The 17,183-nt window shown below is 69.8% G+C and carries 14 protein-coding genes; 6 read left to right on the forward strand and 8 right to left on the reverse strand.

All coding sequences use genetic code 11. From position 1 onward, the window contains the following. The first annotated feature begins 177 nt into the window (after nucleotides 1-177). From ACRWNM_RS20920 to ACRWNM_RS20930, 3 genes are all read left to right on the forward strand, one after another. Complete coding sequence (locus ACRWNM_RS20920) at nucleotides 178-1,725, forward strand: phytoene desaturase family protein (protein ID WP_431969734.1); 1,548 nt, start codon at nucleotides 178-180, stop codon at nucleotides 1,723-1,725. A gap of 147 nt (nucleotides 1,726-1,872) precedes the next feature. Next, the gene (locus ACRWNM_RS20925) at nucleotides 1,873-2,661 is read left to right on the forward strand and encodes an SAM-dependent methyltransferase (RefSeq protein ID WP_431969735.1); all 789 of its coding nucleotides are present in this window, start codon (nucleotides 1,873-1,875) and stop codon (nucleotides 2,659-2,661) included. Between the two features lie 72 nt (nucleotides 2,662-2,733). Beyond that, nucleotides 2,734-3,459: a ferritin-like domain-containing protein gene (locus tag ACRWNM_RS20930; protein WP_431969736.1), complete on the forward strand. Its 726-nt coding sequence runs from the start codon at nucleotides 2,734-2,736 to the stop codon at nucleotides 3,457-3,459. Here ACRWNM_RS20930 and ACRWNM_RS20935 read toward each other — a convergent pair whose 3' ends face one another. Both ACRWNM_RS20935 and ACRWNM_RS20940 read right to left on the reverse strand, forming a co-directional pair. Further along, nucleotides 3,460-5,988 carry a caspase, EACC1-associated type gene (locus ACRWNM_RS20935; protein ID WP_431969737.1) on the reverse strand — a complete coding sequence of 843 codons (2,529 nt, stop codon included), beginning with the start codon at nucleotides 5,986-5,988 and terminating at the stop codon, nucleotides 3,460-3,462. Next, complete coding sequence (locus ACRWNM_RS20940) at nucleotides 5,975-6,361, reverse strand: hypothetical protein (RefSeq protein ID WP_431969738.1); 387 nt, start codon at nucleotides 6,359-6,361, stop codon at nucleotides 5,975-5,977. Before ACRWNM_RS20940 ends, ACRWNM_RS20935 begins: the two co-directional genes overlap by 14 nt. A 130-nt stretch (nucleotides 6,362-6,491) precedes the next feature. Between ACRWNM_RS20940 and hutH the strand changes: the two genes are divergently transcribed. Then, nucleotides 6,492-8,063 (forward strand): histidine ammonia-lyase, encoded by a 1,572-nt coding sequence (hutH, locus tag ACRWNM_RS20945; RefSeq protein WP_431969739.1) that lies wholly within the window; start codon nucleotides 6,492-6,494, stop codon nucleotides 8,061-8,063. Continuing rightward, nucleotides 8,060-9,721: a urocanate hydratase gene (gene hutU, locus ACRWNM_RS20950; RefSeq protein WP_431969740.1), complete on the forward strand. Its 1,662-nt coding sequence runs from the start codon at nucleotides 8,060-8,062 to the stop codon at nucleotides 9,719-9,721. The genes hutH and hutU overlap by 4 nt, the downstream gene beginning before the upstream one ends. 10 nt (nucleotides 9,722-9,731) lie before the next feature. Here the strand turns inward: hutU and ACRWNM_RS20955 are convergent, their stop codons facing one another. From ACRWNM_RS20955 to ACRWNM_RS20970, 4 genes are all read right to left on the reverse strand, one after another. After that, a complete protein-coding gene (locus ACRWNM_RS20955) occupies nucleotides 9,732-10,844 on the reverse strand; it encodes a PQQ-dependent sugar dehydrogenase (protein ID WP_431969741.1) in 1,113 nt (370 codons plus the stop codon). A gap of 163 nt (nucleotides 10,845-11,007) precedes the next feature. Then, nucleotides 11,008-11,934: a DUF5995 family protein gene (locus ACRWNM_RS20960; RefSeq protein WP_431969742.1), complete on the reverse strand. Its 927-nt coding sequence runs from the start codon at nucleotides 11,932-11,934 to the stop codon at nucleotides 11,008-11,010. Nucleotides 11,935-12,144: 210 nt separating this feature from the next. After that, complete coding sequence (locus tag ACRWNM_RS20965) at nucleotides 12,145-14,097, reverse strand: protein kinase domain-containing protein (RefSeq protein WP_431969743.1); 1,953 nt, start codon at nucleotides 14,095-14,097, stop codon at nucleotides 12,145-12,147. Between the two features lie 79 nt (nucleotides 14,098-14,176). Next, entirely contained in the window at nucleotides 14,177-15,097 is a 921-nt protein-coding gene (locus ACRWNM_RS20970) for an LLM class F420-dependent oxidoreductase (RefSeq protein ID WP_431969744.1), read from the reverse strand. Nucleotides 15,098-15,248: 151 nt separating this feature from the next. Between ACRWNM_RS20970 and ACRWNM_RS20975 the strand changes: the two genes are divergently transcribed. Continuing rightward, nucleotides 15,249-15,734 (forward strand): gluconokinase, encoded by a 486-nt coding sequence (locus ACRWNM_RS20975; protein WP_431969802.1) that lies wholly within the window; start codon nucleotides 15,249-15,251, stop codon nucleotides 15,732-15,734. A 58-nt stretch (nucleotides 15,735-15,792) separates the two neighbouring features. Here the strand turns inward: ACRWNM_RS20975 and ACRWNM_RS20980 are convergent, their stop codons facing one another. Next, on the reverse strand, nucleotides 15,793-16,170 hold the full coding sequence (locus ACRWNM_RS20980) for a hypothetical protein (protein WP_431969745.1): 378 nt from the start codon (nucleotides 16,168-16,170) through the stop codon (nucleotides 15,793-15,795). Between the two features lie 221 nt (nucleotides 16,171-16,391). Continuing rightward, nucleotides 16,392-17,183 carry a M50 family metallopeptidase gene (locus ACRWNM_RS20985; protein WP_431969746.1) on the reverse strand — a complete coding sequence of 264 codons (792 nt, stop codon included), beginning with the start codon at nucleotides 17,181-17,183 and terminating at the stop codon, nucleotides 16,392-16,394.

Genomic DNA, 17,183 nt, shown 5'->3' on the forward strand with positions numbered 1-17,183 from the left:
GTCGCGCAGTACTTTTCGACAGAGACGATGTTGTCGGTACCGGCTGCTAACCTCGCGCTGGGCGACGCTGTGCCCGGCCGTGGAACCGGCCTTCGGCCACTCCTCCCAGCCGGTCTCGAGCAGCCCGGCGGCGCGTCGGCGCGCCGGGTCGGGGCGCGGCCGTGGTATCGAGGACGGATGACGCCGACGCGCTCCTCCTATGACGTCGTTGTGGTCGGCGGCGGCCACAACGGCTTGGTCGCCGCCGCGTACCTGGCGCGGGCCGGTCGGTCGGTGCTGCTGCTCGAACGGCAGTCGCACACGGGCGGCGCGGCCGTGTCGGAACGCCCGTTCCCCGGTGTCGACGCGCGAGTGTCCCGGTATTCGTACCTGGTGAGCCTGTTGCCTGCGAGCATCGTGCGTGATCTGGGTCTGCGGTTCCTGACCCGCCGCAGGCGGATCTCCTCCTATACCCCGGTCGGCGACGCAGGGCTGCTCGTCGACACCGGATCCGAGGCGCGCACCAGGGCGAGCTTCCAACGGCTGACCGGTTCGGAGCGGGACTTCGAGGCGTGGCAGCGGTTCTACGCGCGCACCGGCGCGATGGCGCGGCGTGTATTCCCCACCCTGACCGAACCACTGCCGACGCGGACGGAATTGCGCCGGACCGTCGCGGACGACGAGCTGTGGGACGCGGTGTTCGAGCGGCCGCTGGGGGAGACGATCGAGCAGACCTTCGCCGACGACACCGTTCGCGGTGTGGTGTTCACCGACGCGCTGATCGGCACCTTCACCCACGCGCACGATCCCACGCTGCGGCAGAACCGCTGCTTCCTCTACCACGTGATCGGCGGCGGCACGGGCGACTGGGACGTGCCGGTGGGCGGCATGGGCGCGCTGACCGACGCGCTGGCGGACGCTGCCCGCGCGGCGGGGGCGGAACTGATCACCGGATGCGCGGTGACCGGTGTCGACAGCGACGGCGTCGCGGCGCAGGTGCGCTACGAGGGCGGCGCCGTCGGCGCGCGGCACGTCCTGGTGAACGCCGCGCCGCACGAGCTGACGCGACTGCTGGGCGGGCCGGAAGAGCCGAAACCCGAAGGCTCCCAACTGAAAGTGAATATGGTGCTGCGGCGCCTGCCGCGCCTGCTCGACACCGCGACGGATCCCGCCGAGGCGTTCGCCGGAACCTTCCACATCGCCGAATCGTATGCCGAGCTGGAGCGGTCCTATCGGGAAGCGGAGGCGGGACGGATTCCCGCGGCGCCCCCGTCCGAGATCTACTGCCACACCCTGACCGATCCCTCGATCCTGTCCGACGACGCCGCGGCTCGCGGCATGCACACCCTCACGCTCTTCGGTTTGCACACTCCCGCAAGACTTTTCCGTGACAACCCCGACGCGGCCCGGACGGCTGCGGTGAAAGGCGTGCTCGCGCAACTGGATCGGGTGCTGGCCGAGCCCATCGCCGAATGCCTCGTCGAGGATGCCGACGGCGCGCCCTGCCTGGAGGTGAAGTCTCCGCTCGATCTGGAGCGCGAGGTCGGGCTGCCCGGAGGCCATATCTTCCACCGCGATCTCGCTTTTCCCTACCGCGACGACGGCAGCGCGACCGATCCCGCCGTGCGCTGGGGCGTCGCCACCGAAGTGCGCAATGTCTTCCTCTGCGGTTCGGGCGCGGTGCGCGGCGGCGGCGTGAGCGGCATCCCCGGCCACAATGCCGCGCGGGCCGTGCTCGAATCGTGAACCCGCCCGCCGGACATCATTCAGCGATCCGCACCGATCTGCCCGCCATGCCCACCCGGTGGACAACATCAGCGAACTTTCGGATACCGCAACGCGATCGGCTGTACAGTCACCGCGACCTCGCTCGAATTTCGTCCAGGAGCCACCATGGCAGACAAGCGCTCCGTCCGTACCGACATCCCGCATTCGGCGCGAGTCTGGAACTACTGGCTGGGTGGCCGCGACTACTACGAGGCCGATCGGATGGCGGGCGAAGCCGGTGTGGCGGTGTATCCCGAGATCAAGACGATGGCGGTCCAGTCGCGGCAGTTTCTGATCAGGGCGGTGCGATATCTGGCCGCCGAAGCGGGAATTCGCCAGTTCCTCGACATCGGCACCGGACTGCCCACCATGCAGAACACCCACGAGGTGGCGCAGTCGGCCGCGCCCGACTCCAGGATCGTCTACGTGGACAACGATCCGCTCGTCCTCGCCCATGCCAGAGCGCTGCTGGTCAACACCACCGACGAGGGTGTGACCACCTATCTGGAGGCGGATTTCCATCGGCCCGAGGTGATTCTCGCCGACGCGCGCAACGTGCTGAACTTCAGCAAGCCGATCGCGATCATGTTCATCGGCGTGCTGGGGCACGCGCGCAGCTACGACGAGGTGCGGCGCGTGGTGAGCGCCATGATGGACGGTGTGCCCTCGGGCAGCTACCTCGTCCTCAACGACGGCGCCACCGACGACAGGGCGTACGTGCGGATGTGCGAGAACTATGCCAAAACCGGTGGGGATCCGTACAACCCGCGCAGCTCCGCCGAGATCACCGGCCTCTTCGAGGGACTGGAGCTGGTCGAGCCCGGTGTGGTGCCGATCAACCATTGGCGTACCGACGAGGCCGCCGGAGGCGTGCGCGACGTCTCGGCGTGGGGCGGCGTCGGCCGGAAACCCTGACCGTCGGCATCTTCACGAAATCTCCACCGAGTCACCCCGGTATCGGCGCAGCATGCTCCTAGGGTGGCTCGCATGGTGATCGAGCAGCTCGCATCGCACGAATTCCTCCGCTGGACACGGGAATTCGAGGCGAAGGCGCGCGCGAGGGCGGCGGCGGGCGATCCGGATTGGAGTCGCGGCGCCCGGCTGCATCCGGCCATCGCGCGCAGCGTGCAGCGGTTCCAGGTCGGCGAGAGCGGCGACGGCGCCGACCTCATCGCCAAAGCCGAACGCGCGGGGGACCCCGTGTACACGGCGGCGGTCCGATTGTTCGTCGACGAGGAACGCAATCACGCCCGCCTGCTCGAGCGGCTGCTGCACGCGGCAGGGCAGCCGACCATCGCGAACCACTGGACCGACGCCGTCTTCATCCGATTGCGCCGAGCGCTGGGGTTGCGCCTGGAACTGATGGTGCTGATGGTCGCCGAAATCGTTGCCCTCCAGTACTACCGGGCGCTGCGCGACGGTACGAGCGACCCGCTCACCACCAGCGTCGCCGCCCTCATCCTCGACGACGAACGCAGGCACGTCCCCTTCCACACCCAGCGACTCCGCGCGGCCTTCGCGGGCGTTCGACTGCCTGCCCGCCTCGCCGCCCGCGCCTTCTGGTGGATCCTGCTCACCGGCGCCACCCTCGTCGTCGCGCACGACCACGGCCGCGCGCTGCGCCAACTCGGCTGCTCCCGAACGGAATTCGTCCGCGCATCGTTGGGCCTCTTCGCGACGATCGCGCCGACCGCGATCCACGGTCGGCGGTGATCACTGGCTCTCGGATCCGTTCGTGGGCTTCTCGACGATCGCGTGCGCGGGATTCACTCGGGTCGCTTCGTGGGCGCGGGCCGACTTCAGGGTGACACTCATTTGTACGGACCGTCCCGACTCGAGATCCGTTACCTGCATGTGCACGAGCCTGTTCGAGTCGATATCGACGGTCACCTCGATATCGGCGGCGCCACGCGGCTGGGGCGCCAACCCCCCCAGCTCCAGCACCCCGATCTTCCGATTCCGTGACGCGAGCCTGCTCTCCCCTTCGAACAGCTGCACCTGGACGTGCCGTTGGTCGTCGGCGACGGTCGTGAAGTTCAGAGATCTCTTGGTGGGCGCCGTGGTGTTGCGCTCGATGATCGGCACGATGCGCCCGTTGACATCCGCGACGCCGACAGTTGCCGCGCTGACGTCGAGCAACAGCGTGTCCTTGAAGTGTCCGAGTATCACGCCCGCTTGGAGCGTCGCGCCCAGCACGACACCGTCGGGAATCACCTCTCTGCGCGGCTGCCGACCGGTGATGTCCTTGACCAGGTCGACGATCGCAGGCATCCGGGTGGCGCCGCCGACGAGCGCGATCTGTTGCAGCTGGGCTGTCGTGAGGTACGCCTCGGTCACCGCGCGCTGGATCAGCGTCCTGCACCGGTCGATCAGGTCCCGCGTCAGCTCTTCGAATTCCGCCCTGGTGATGGGCAGTTCCAGGTCCAGCGGTCCGTCCGGGCCGACGCAGATCGTGGGAAGCACGATCTCCGTGGAGATCCGGGAGGACAGCTCGATCTTGGCGCGCTCGGCCGCTTCGCGGAGCCGCGCCGTCGCCCGCTGGTCTGTCGACAGGTCGATGCCGTGTTGCCTGCGAAAACGTCCGGCGGCATGTTCGAGGAGCCGATCGTCCCAGTCCACGCCGCCGAGCCGGTTGTCGCCGCCGGTGGCGAGTACCTCGACGACGCCGTCGCCGATCTCGAGGACGGAAACATCCAGCGTCCCCCCGCCCAGGTCGAACACCATGATCGTTTGGTCGGTTTCCGTATTCGCGCCGTAGGCCAGTGCCGCCGCGGTCGGTTCGTTCAGTAGACGCAACACGTTCAGTCCGGCGAGGGCGGCGGCCTCGACGGTGGCCTCCCGTTGGATCAGATCGAAATGCGCCGGGATCGTGATCACCACGTCCCGCACCATGGCTCCGAGAAATCTTTCTGCGGCCGAACGTAATTCGGCCAGTATCGTCGCCGCGACGCCGACGGGGGTGTAGGTGCGGCCGAACGCGCGAAAGCGCTTCTCGGTGCCGAGCGCCAGTTTGACCCGGGAGAACGTGCTCGCCGGATTGATCGTCGCCCGCCGCCGTGCTTCTTCCCCGACGACCCAGTTTCCGTTCTCGGTCACGGCGGCCACGCTCGGCATCGTCCGGTCACCGATCGCGCTGAGCACGACCCGGACGTCGTCGTCGGTGAACACCGCGATGGCGGAGTTGGTCGTGCCGAAGTCGATGCCCACCGCGTGCCTGGTCCGCGGACGATCAGCGCCCGGCAGCCGCGACACCCCGCGCTCGTCGCCGACGGGCAATTCCCCGAGTCCGCGCGAAAACCACAGCTGCTGGGCGAGTTTCGCCACCGCCGGATCAGGATCCGCCACCAGCGCGGTCAAATCCGCTCGCGCGGCGTCTCGAACCTCGGGCCGCCAGCTGCCGAGCAGGTTCTCCAGCTCGTGCAGCGCGCCTATCCGCTGCCACGGCAGCTTGCTGCGCAGCGCGTCCCGAATGTCGCCCGGCACGTGCTGCGGCCGGGCGGCGACATTGCGGGCGAGATACAGCGCGCCCTGAACGCTCGCGACGCTGCGCGTCGGAGTCTGGTTCGGTGCGCGACGGCGCACGGTCTCGTGCACGTAGCCGTACAGGTCGTCGATGCTGATCCAGCCGTCGCCGTCGAGATCGGCGGCGCCGGAACGCAATCCGTGCACAACCGCGCTAGTGAACACCGAGGGTTCCGCCGTGGCGCGGCTCGTCGCCTGGGACTCGTGGCTGAACTGCAGCGCGGTCGACGCGGTGATGACCACGCGGCCGCGGCCGGAGAACGGCTCGCGCACGTCGACCGACTCGGCGGCCGACCGGGTGCGCAAGCCGCGGGAGAACGCGCCGCTGTAGCAACAGTCGAGCATCAGGACGGTCTTGCTGGAGCGGCTGCCCTCGATCTGGTCGCTGATGAAGGTCGAGTCGATGCCCGTCGAGGCGACATAGGCTTTCTCGGTATCGGTGCCGACCAGATAGAGGCGATTGTGCAGGTCCTTCTGGCCGTGGCACGAGATGTGCAGCAGCAGAAGGTCGTCGCCACTCGCACTCCGGAAGAAGGTCTCGATCGCCTTCCGGCACTGCGCGGCCGTCCCGTCGCGCAACACCTGCACGTCGAATCCGGCGATATCCGGGTCGGAGAGGACCGCTTGGAGTTCCGCCGCGTCGCGCGCGGCCCCGGGCAGTTCGGGATAGGCCGGATCGTCGTAGTGCTGGTTGGCGATGATCAGACTACGGTTGACCATCGCCGTCCGCTCGCCGCCCGGCGAGGAACCGCTCGACGAGCGCGCGTTCCTCATCCTTTGCGACGCTGCTGATTTCGAGTTCGTCCTCGCCGAGCCTGATGCGGATCGAGCCGCGTTGGCGGCGCACCAGCCAGCTCTTGGCGACCTCGGTGGCCATCTGCAACACGGCGGGCGAGGACACGATGGCCACGATGGAGGCGACGGTCGTCACGTCGCCCGCGCGCGTGCCCGCCGGGGCGGTGCCGATCACCGGGCGATCGAGATCCTCGAGGCCGAGTTCGTGTAGTTCGGCGAGCAGCAGGCTGCTGTCGTTGCTGAGCAGTTCCGGGTCGTCGCCGTCTTCGACGAGACGGAATTCGATCTGTTCGCGCATCGAGATCCCCCGGGTATGTCGTCGCTGCTTCGGACCCTCAATATAGGTCCTCGCGGGGCCGGCCGCGGCGGATACCGGTTCGAACGCGGCGATGCCGGGTCCGTGGCCGTGCTCGGCGCAGAATGGAACCATGCCGGATATCGCGTCGCAGTCGGCCGTGATCATCGATGGGCCGCTGACCAGGGCACAGGTCGTCGCTGTCGCGCGCGACGGTGTTCAGGTTCGGTTGAGCGCCGCCGCCGAGCAGCGGCTGATCGCCGCCCGCGGGCACGTCGACGCCTTGGCCGAGGCGCCGACGCCGACCTACGGCGTCTCCACCGGATTCGGTGCGCTGGCGATCCGACCCATTCCGCCGCAGCGCCGTGCCGCGCTGCAACGGTCATTGATCCGCTCCCATGCCGCGGGCGCGGGCCCCGCCGTCGAGCGGGAGGTGGTGCGCGCGCAAATGGTCCTGCGGCTGCGCACCCTCGCCTCGGGATATACCGGAGCCCAGCCGGTGACCGCGCACGCGCTGGCCGCCATGCTCAACGCGGGCATCACCCCCGAGGTGCCCGAGTTCGGCTCGCTCGGCTGCTCCGGCGACCTCGCGCCGCTGGCCGCGGTCGGGCTCGCGCTCATGGGCGAAGGCACCGTGACCGATGCCGAGGGACGGGCGACCGAAGCGGCAGAAGCCCTGCGCGCCAGCGGAATCACTCCGGTCGTGCTGGCGGAGAAGGAGGGGCTCGCCCTCACCAACGGCACCGACGGCATGCTGGGCATGCTGGTGCTCGCGCTCGCCGACCTGCACCGGCTGCTCGATGTCGCCGACGTGACTGCCGCCATGAGCGTCGAAGCGCTGCTCGGCACCGATCGCGTCTTCGCCGCCGATCTGCAAGCCCTGCGGCCCCACCCGGGCCAGGCGCTGGCGGCGGCGCGGATGCGGGCCGCGCTGACCGGTTCCCAGATCGTGGCCAGCCATCGGGATTGTCATCGGGTGCAGGACGCCTATTCGCTGCGGTGCGCGCCACAGGTGCACGGCGCGGCCCGCGACACCGTCGCCCACGCGGAGACGGTGGCCGATCGAGAGTTGGCCGCCGCCATCGACAATCCGGTGGTACTGGGCGACGGACGCCTGGAATCCAACGGCAACTTCCACGGCGCGCCCCTGGCCTACGTGCTCGACTTCCTGGCCATCCCGGTCGCCGATGCCGCGAGCATGGCCGAACGCCGCACCGACCGCATGCTGGATGTCGCTCGCTCGCACGGACTTCCGCCGTTCCTGGCCGCGGATCCCGGCGTCGATTCCGGGCACATGATCGCCCAGTACACCCAGGCCGCCCTGGTCGGCGAACTGAAGCGGATCGCGGTCCCCGCCTCGGTGGATTCCATTCCGAGCAGCGCCATGCAGGAGGACCACGTGTCCATGGGCTGGTCGGCCGCACGGAAACTCCGCACCGCGGTGGACGGGCTCACCACCGTGCTCGCGGTGGAGTACCTCACCGCCGCCCGCGCGCTCGAACTGCGCGCCCCGCTGCGACCGGCGCCCGCCACCGCCGCCGCGGTCGCGCTGTTGCGCACCAGGGTCGAGGGGCCGGGCCCGGATCGGCACCTGGCTCCCGAGATCGCCGCCGCCGCGGACCTGATCCGCGACGGCGCGTTGCTCCACGCGGTCGAACCTCACCTGGCCGCGGACTCGGCACCCGGCGAACGGAGGCAGCCATGACCACAGAGCATCCGACCGTGCGGGCGGCGCGCGGCACCCGACTGACGGCCCGCACCTGGCAGACCGAGGCCGCGCTGCGCATGCTGCACAACAATCTCGACCCCGAGGTCGCCGAACGCCCGCACGACCTGGTGGTCTACGGCGGCACCGGCAAGGCGGCCAGGGATTGGGCCAGTTTCGACGCGATCAGCCGCACGCTGACCACGCTCGCGGCGGACGAGACGCTGCTCGTGCAATCCGGAAAACCGGTCGGTGTGCTGCGGACGCACGAGTGGGCGCCGCGGGTGCTGATCGCGAACTCGAACCTGGTGGGGGACTGGGCGACCTGGCCGGAGTTCCGCAGGCTGGAGGCGCTCGGGCTCACCATGTACGGGCAGATGACCGCGGGCTCCTGGATCTACATCGGCACCCAGGGCATCTTGCAGGGCACCTACGAGACCTTCGCCGCCATCGCGGACAAGCGATTCGGCGGCACCCTCGCGGGCACGCTGACGCTCAGCGCCGGCCTCGGCGGGATGGGCGGTGCGCAACCGCTGGCGGTGACCATGAACGGCGGCGCGGCGCTGATCGTCGAATGCGATCCCGCGCGGGCGCGGCGGCGGCTGCACGACGGCTACCTGGACGAGATCGCCGACGACGTCGACGACGCGATTCGCCGGGTCACCGCGGCGTGTGCCGAGCGAAAGGCGTTGTCGGTCGGCCTGATCGGCAACGCGGCGGAGCTGCTGCCGCGACTGGCCGCGGCGGACCTGCCCGCCGACATCGTCACCGACCAGACCTCGGCGCACGATCCGCTGTCCTACCTGCCTCGCGGTGTCGATCTGGCCGACTGGTCCGACTACGCGGCACGCAAACCCGACGAATTCACCGAGCGCGCCAGGGAATCCATGGCCGAACACGTCGACGGCATGCTGCGCTTCCTCGACCGCGGCGCGGAAGTCTTCGATTACGGCAACTCGCTGCGCGGTGAGGCCCGCCTCGGCGGATGCGACAGGGCCTTCGATTATCCGGGTTTCGTGCCCGCCTACATCCGGCCGCTGTTCTGCGCGGGCAAGGGACCGTTCCGCTGGGCGGCGCTGTCCGGAGATCCCGCCGATATCGCCGCGACCGATCGCGCCATCCTGGACCTGTTCCCGCACAACGAATCCCTGCGCCGGTGGATCGCTCTGGCCGGGCAGCGCGTGGCATTCCAAGGGCTGCCCGCGCGGATCTGCTGGCTCGGCTACGGCGAGCGGCACCTGGCCGGGTTGCGGTTCAACGAGATGGTCGCGAGTGGCGAGCTGCGTGCGCCCGTCGTGATCGGCCGCGACCACCTCGATTCCGGCAGCGTCGCCTCGCCCTACCGCGAAACCGAGGCGATGGCAGACGGTTCCGACGCCATCGCGGACTGGCCGCTGCTGAACGCCCTGGTGAACACCGCGTCCGGGGCGAGCTGGGTGTCCATCCACCACGGCGGCGGCGTCGGCATCGGGCGGTCGATACACGCCGGGCAGGTGTGCGTGGCCGACGGCACCGAGCTGGCCGGGCAGAAGCTCGAACGCGTGCTCACCAACGATCCGGCGATGGGCGTGCTGCGGCACGTGGACGCCGGATACGAGCGGGCCAGGTCTGTCGCGGAGGCGGAGGGACTGCCGATTCCGTTGCGGGACAACGGCTGATCGTCGGGCGTCAGCGCGCGGGGAACCGGAGGATGCGATCGTCGCCGTGGCGTACGTCGCCGCGGCCGTCGGTGTTCGAGGTGGTGACCCACAGTGCTCCGTCCGGCGCCACTTCCACGGTGCGCAGGCGGCCGTAGCGCTCCTCGAACATCGCTCGCGGCGTACCCGCAGAACCGTTCATCAGCGGCACGGTCCACAGCCTTTCACCGCGCAGCGCCGCGACGTAGAGGGTGTCGCCCGCGATGGCGATGCCCGATGGCGACGCCTCGGCCGTGGTCCAGGTGACGACGGGATCCACGTAACCGCGGCCCGCGCCGCCACCGCCTTCCACGGCGGGCCAGCCGTAATTGCGGTTCGGTTCCACGAGATTGATCTCGTCGAGGCGATTCTGACCGAACTCGGCGGCGAACAACCGTCCCGCCCGATCCCACGCGAGACCCTGCACGTTCCGGTGGCCCAGGCTGTAGACCGGCGAGTCCGGAGTCGGATTGCCCGGCGCGGGCCTGCCGTCCGGTGTCAGACGCAAGATCTTGCCGTTGGGCGAGGCCGGATCCTGGGACAAAGCGCTGCGTGCCGCATCGCCGGTGCCGACGTAGAGCATGCCGTCGGGCCCGAACGCGATCCGTCCGCCATTGTGGTTGCCCGCCTTGGCGATTCCCTCGAAGACGACCTCCGGCGGTCCGTCGAGCCGGAACCGAACGATCCGGTTGTCCGTACTCGCGGTGAAATAGGCGTACACGTAGCCGTTTTCGGCGTACCCGGGCGACACCGCGAGACCGAGCAGGCCGCCCTCGCCGCCTGCGACGACCCCGGGTACGTCGTACACCGCTTCCGGCGGCCGTCCGGGCGCCACGCGCAGGATCTTCCCGGTGTCGCGCTCGGCGACCAGCGCCGTGCCCTCGGGCAGGAACGCCAGACCCCACGGCACATCGATCCCCTGCGCCACTTCCTCGGGCGCCGCGAGGTCGGGCATGCCCGACGGACTGCTCGCGACGGTGCTCGTCACGACCGGCGCCGTCGTCTCCTCGGTCTCGGTGCGCTCCGCGCCGCAGGCGGCGACCATGGCGAGAGCGAGCAAGGCGGCACAGGCCGTTGCCCTACCCTTCACTCGCACAGATCCCATGATTGCGCTCCCTGTTCATTCGACCGGCGCGGTCCTCGAGTTCGACGACCGAACCGAGCCCGCGCCCGCTCGTGAGCGTGCACCCCGAGCCCGGATCCCGCCGTACCGGAACCCACTCTTCTCGATCATGCCCTGTGCCAGGACGGGGAGAAACCCCGAGTAGTCACAGGCCGCCGAGCGCGGCGAGGACTTCGAAGGCGGCGTCGGCGCTGCGCCAGAGGAGGTCCATTTCGGCGCGGACGGCCGGGGCCAGCGCGGGATCCTGAAGGGCGAGGCCGTTGCCGAAGATCACGACGTTGGCGCCCGCGTCGGCCAGACGGAGCAGGGGACCGGTCGCGACGCCCGCGCCGAGCACGGCGTCGAGGCCCTCGCCGACGAAATAGAAGCGCCAGAGCGGGCCGAGGTCACCGCCGTAGACCGCCTCGGTGACGTCGACGATGCGAAAGCCCTCGATGGCGATGGCGTCGACGATCCTGAAGTAGTCGGGTCCGTTCGCGGGGGTGCCGCGCAGCGCCGCCACCGAGAGCGAGAGATCGATGGTGAGGTGTGCGTTGTAGCCCGCCATCGCCACCCGGGCGGGGGACAGCAGGCACTGTTTCGTCAGGGTGAAGTAGTGCGCCCAGTGGGGTTCGGTTGCGCCGCCGGTGAATTCGGCGTGCAGGTTGCGCAGGAAGCGGGACAGCAGGTCGAGGCTGATCCGGTGTGACCAGTCCGGGTCGTCGAAGACGGCCTCGCTGCGCTGGAGCGGCATCACCGCCGCCTGTTCGATGGCGTCGAGTCCGATCGCGAATACGCCGCGCCGGTCTCGGTGCTCGGCGAGGATCTCGACGATCCGGCGGTGGTTGGCGACGCCCTGTTCGAGCCGTTGCATGGCGGTGCCGGTCAGCGTGGTCGTGTCGGAGAGTTCGACGATGGTGTCCACCTCGGCGGCGGACAGCGGTGTGCCGCAGGCGGTGTCGAGGTCGGCGGCGCGTGTGGGCGGTGCGCTCACGCCCGCCAGCACGACGAGCAGCGCGAAGGTGATCGCCAGAACTCGTGCGACGTGCGCGGGACTGTTCAGGTGCGGGACACGCGTGCCTGCCGAATTCATCGGTGCTCCGTTGTCTCGAAGAGGGGTTGTCTCGAAGAGGGGTTGTCTGGAAGAGGGATTGTCTCGAGGCGGCTCGGGGCGCGTGCCCCGTGGGTACTCGTCGAAAGATCGCGTGCCCGTGGGTAATCGCTGCGGTGCGTTGGGATCGGGAGGCGTGTCGGCGCGCGGGCCAAGCCTAACCGACTCGACCCGCCGCGGCCGGTATCGGCGTCAGCCGCGGCGCAGCGTGCCCGCGATGGTGCCGCCGAAGACGCCCGGCGTGCTGTAGGACAGCGACCCGTCCGGTTGCAGCCGCACCGTCGAGGTGGCGCCCCCGTCGGTGCAGTCGGTGGGGCTGTCGGCGCTGAGCCGGGCGACGAAGGTGAGCTGGTTCTCGGTGGCGGCGGTGAGCCGTTCGATCCGCGCGCAGCGCTGCTGGGACAGCTTGCCGGTGTTGGCCGAGGTGGCCACCTCTTGGCCGACTTCGCCGTCCTTGACGGTCAATTCGATGTCGAAGGTGACCAGGCCGTCCGCGGCGGTGCCGCGCCAAGTGCCGACGAAAGCCTTCGGCACCCTCGTCACGGCCGTGCCCGTGTCGGTACCGGGAGCGCCGGTGACCGGAGCGGCCGACGCGGAGGCCGCGCTTCCCCCGGTATCGCCGCCGGACCCGCGCAGCTGGGTGCCGATGACGAACGCGCCGATCGCGACCACCACGCAGGCGATCAGCAGTCCGGCCAGCAGCGGTCCGCGGCGAAGACCCCGCGCGGTGGTTGTGCCCGCATACTGGGCTTCCGGGGCGGCATTCCGCGCTTCGGCAGGCCCTTGCCGCTCGGGCCGCCACTGCGTGTTCGGCCCCGATTCCGCTTGCTGCCATGGTGTTCGGCTCGGGGACGATGCCCCGAGCTGCCACTGCGGGGGAGTCGCGGGCGCCGCCGGATGGGGTCGCGGCGCGGCGTCGCTACCCGTACTCTGCGTCCAGGGTGATCGGCTCGCAGGCGTTTCGGTGTGCCGCCACTGCGTGGCCGCATCGGCTCCTGTGGGCGGAACCGACTGCTGGCGAGGCGAACTCGTCGCATCGACGTCGATACGAGAGGCCGGTCCGTGCTGCGCAGGCGGATACGCGGCCCACGGCTCGCTCCGCTGGCTGGTCCGATCCTGCGGCGGGGTCGCACCGGCGTTCGTCGGCCGACCGAGATCCGGCCCACTGTGCGCAGGCGCGGCCGGGCCGGGAGATCCGCTCAGGTCGGCGGGTAGGTCCACCGGCCCGGAATCCAGGTCGAGCAACCGCACCGCGCGCATGCTCACCTCCTCCAGCACCGGCGGCGGCAGCCACCCCGCGCGCTCGGGCACCCCGAGCGCGGCCAGGTCGTCGAGCAGCCTGCGCGGCGTCGGCCGGGCGGCGGGATCCTTGGCGAGGCAGGACGCGACGAGGGGCCGCAGCCGATCCGGCACGGCGTCCAGGCGCGGGTCCTCGTACACGATGCGCCATAGCATGTGCATCGTCTCGCCGACCCCGAACGGGCCGTGTCCCGCGGCCGCGAAGGCCAGCACGCCGCCGAGGGCGAACACATCGCTCGCCGGACCGACCGTCCCGCCGGTCACCTGCTCCGGACACATGAAACCCGGTGAGCCGATGACCTTTCCGGTGGTGGTCAGCGCGGTGTCCTCGACGGCGCGCGCGATGCCGAAATCGATCACCTTGGGTCCGTCCACGGCGAGCAGCACGTTGGACGGTTTGAGATCGCGGTGCACCACCCCGGCCTCGTGCACCGCGACCAGCGCCTCGGCCAAGCCTCGGGCCAGCACCAGAAGCGTGGCCTCCGCGAAGGTGCCGAACCGCTCCACCGCCTCCGACAGCGCGAACCCCGCCACATAACCGGTCGCCAGCCAGGGCGGATCGGCGTCCACGTCGGCGTCGAGCACCGGGGCGGTGAAGCGCCCGCCGACCCGCCGCGCTGCCGCCACCTCGCGCCGGAACCTGGTTCGGAATTCGTCGCCGCCCACCAGATCCGGGCGGATCACCTTCACCGCGACGGTGCGACCGCCCGCGTTGCGCCCGAGATAGACCCGCCCCATTCCGCCTGCCCCGAGGACGCCGAGAAGCCGGTAGTCGCCGATCCGTCGCGGATCGTTCGTGCCGAGCGGTTCCATCGCGCAGTCGGTTCCCTTCGAATGATCGAACATCGAAAGGCTACCGACCCGGACCCGGTCACACCGAGCGGCGCGACGACCCCGGTTCGAGGGGCAGCCGCGCCGCGCGGTGTCAGAGCTGAGACTTGACCTTGTCCGCGATGAGTTCCAGGTGTGCGAGGTCGTCGAGGTCCAGGATCTGCAGGTAGATGCGGCCCGCGCCGATCTCGGCGTAGCGGCCGATCTTGTCGGCCACCTCGTCCGGCGTGCCTGCGAGACCGTTGGTCTTCAGCTCGTCGACCTCACGGCCGATGGCGGCGGCGCGACGGGCGACCTCGGCGTCGTTGCTGCCGACGCAGGCGACCAGGGCGTTGGAGTACACCAGATCGTCGGCGCGGCGCCCGTACGACTCGGCCGCGGCGCGGACCCGCTCGAACTGGCGGGCGCTGTCCTCCAGCGAGGCGAAGGGCATGTTGAACTCGTTCGCGTACTGCGCGGCCAGCCGCGGTGTGCGGGTGGCTCCGTGGCCGCCGATCAGCACCGGCACCGGGTCCTGCACCGGCTTGGGCAGCGCGGGGGAGTCGGTCAGCCGATAGTGCTTGCCGTCGAAGCTGAAGGTGTCGCCGGGCTTGGTCGCCCACAGCCCGGTGACGATCGCGAGCTGTTCCTCGAAGCGCGCGAACTTGTCCGAAGGGAACGGGATGCCGTACGCGGCGTGCTCTTCGGCGAACCAGCCGGTGCCAAGGCCGAACTCGACGCGGCCGCCCGACATTCGATCGACCTGCGCGACTTGAATCGCGAGCGGGCCGGGCAGCCGGAACGTCGCGGCGGTGACCAGCGTGCCCAGCCGGATCCGGCGGGTCTCCCTGGCCAGACCGGCGAGGGTGATCCAGGCGTCGGTGGGTCCGGGCAGACCGTCGGAGCCGCCCATGGCGAGGTAGTGGTCGGAGCGGAAGAACGCGTCGAACTCCAAGTCCTCGGCCGCTTTCGCCATGGTCAGCAGGGTGTCGTAGTCCGCGCCTTGCTGCGGCTCGGTGAAGATACGCAGTTTCATGAAGTCCATCGTGCCCGAGGGATCTCGGTGATTCGCGCCGTGCGCCCCGGGGAGTGGCCGATGCCACTAGGGTCGGCTGCGATCACATCGGCGCACGCCCGTCTTCGAGGAGGACCCCGTGACCGCAGCCCCCGTTCCGCGCGTCGTCGTCATGGGCGTCTCCGGGGCGGGCAAGTCGACCATCGGCGGCAGGCTCGCGCACGCCTTGGGCGTCCCGTTCGCCGAGGGCGACGACTTCCACCCGCGGGCCAACGTGGCCAAGATGCGAGCGGGTGAACCGCTCACCGATGCCGACCGCGTCCCGTGGCTGGACAGCATCGCCGCTTGGCTGGCCGAACGGGCGGTCGGGGGCGGCGTCGTCAGCTGTTCGGCACTGAAGCGCGACTATCGGGATCGGCTGCGGGCGGCCGCGCCCGATGTGCTGTTCCTGCACCTGACGGCCTCCCGCGAAGAGCTGGCCAGCCGGATGTCCACGCGCCGCGACCATTTCATGCCCGCGAGCCTGCTCGACTCCCAGCTCGCGACTCTGGAACCGCTCGCGGCCGACGAACGCGGCATCGCCGTCGACGCCACCCGTGCGCCCGCGGACCTGGTCCGCGAGACGATCGCGGTCCTGAACAGCGCCCGCCCCTCCTGAGCCCGGAAGGCCCACGCGGGCGGCTATCCGGCAGCAGTGACGGGAGTGCGCGCAGTGTTCACCCGACGATGTGGGTCCAGTCGCCGAATCCGGACATGTCGGCGAGGTTGACGAATTTTCCGTTGCCGTTCAGTTGGCCCGAGGCGGCCGTCCGGCTCGCGCGGTTGTAGAAGAACAGCCGTCCATCCACGGGCACGACGTGGGTCCAGTCGCTGAATCCGGACATGTCGGCGAGGTTGACGAAGTTTCCGTTGCCATCGAGTACGCCCGAGGCCGCCGTCCGGCTCGGACGGTTGTAGAAGAACAACCGTCCATCCACGGACACGATGTGGGTCCAGTCGCTGAATCCGGACATGTCGGCGAGGTTGACGAAGTTTCCGTTGCCATCGAGCTCGCCTGACGCGGCCTTCCGGCTCGAGTTGTTGTAGAAGAGCATGGTTGCCACCACCTGGTGTCGGAGCTGATTTGGAAGGTCACACCATGGTCGACCGGCGCGGGTGGTGCGCCTAGGGTAGTGCGCTACCCGAAACTCGAGGGGCCCTCATACGCATCGCCGATCGCCGGAACCGGCAGCCATGACGACCGGCAGCCTTCCCCCCTGGTCAGGACGAAGAAGATCGAATCGCCTCCGTCTGTCGTAGCGCCGCAGGCAATCTGCTACGAGATGGATTGCGGGCATTCGCCGGAGACCACCGGCAGACAGATCCCCGTCGCATCCGACAGCATCAGTCCGCCGCCCACCAGCAGCGCGGCCAGCGCGATCGCCCCGAAGAAGAGGACCCACAGCAGCGCGGGTATGTGGGTCAGGCGAGCCAGTTGATCGGCGTCGGAGTCGACATTGCCGGGCTGGCGCCAGCGGTGCACCCGCCCGCGTTGCATCTCGATGACGGGGCGCAGCCCGGCCAGCAGCAGGAACCACGCGGCGAGGTAGGCGAAAGCGGCCTGCGCCGTGTCCGTTCCGAACCAGGACACCGCGAACACCGTGGCGCCTAGCGCGAACACCGTGCACAGGCCGTAGATGTTGCGGACCTTGATCAGCACGGCGGCGAGCAGCGCGATGGACGTCCAGAGCATCAGCGTGATGCGGTCGGCGCCGAGCAGGGCCGCGAAGCCCAGGCCGAGCAGCGGCGGCGCGGGGTAGCCCGCCATGGCGGTGAAAATCATGCCTGGTCCGTAGGGTTTTCCGCTGGAGACGGTCAGCCCCGAGGTGTCCGAATGCAGCGTGATGCTGTTGAGCCTGCGACCGGTGAGCAGCGCGGTGAACGCGTGGCCGCCCTCGTGCGCGATGGTGACGACATTGCGGGTGATGCGCCACAGCGGGCTGTAGCCGATCAGCACCAGTGCCGCCACCCCGGTGACGACGACCAGCTGCCAGGGCGGTGGGGTCTGCGTGGTGGTGAGCCGATCCGCGATGGAGGCGCCGCGGTCGACCAGTTCGGCGGTGTTCAC

This window comes from Nocardia sp. bgisy134, from assembly GCF_965341865.1.
GTDB lineage: Bacteria > Actinomycetota > Actinomycetes > Mycobacteriales > Mycobacteriaceae > Nocardia.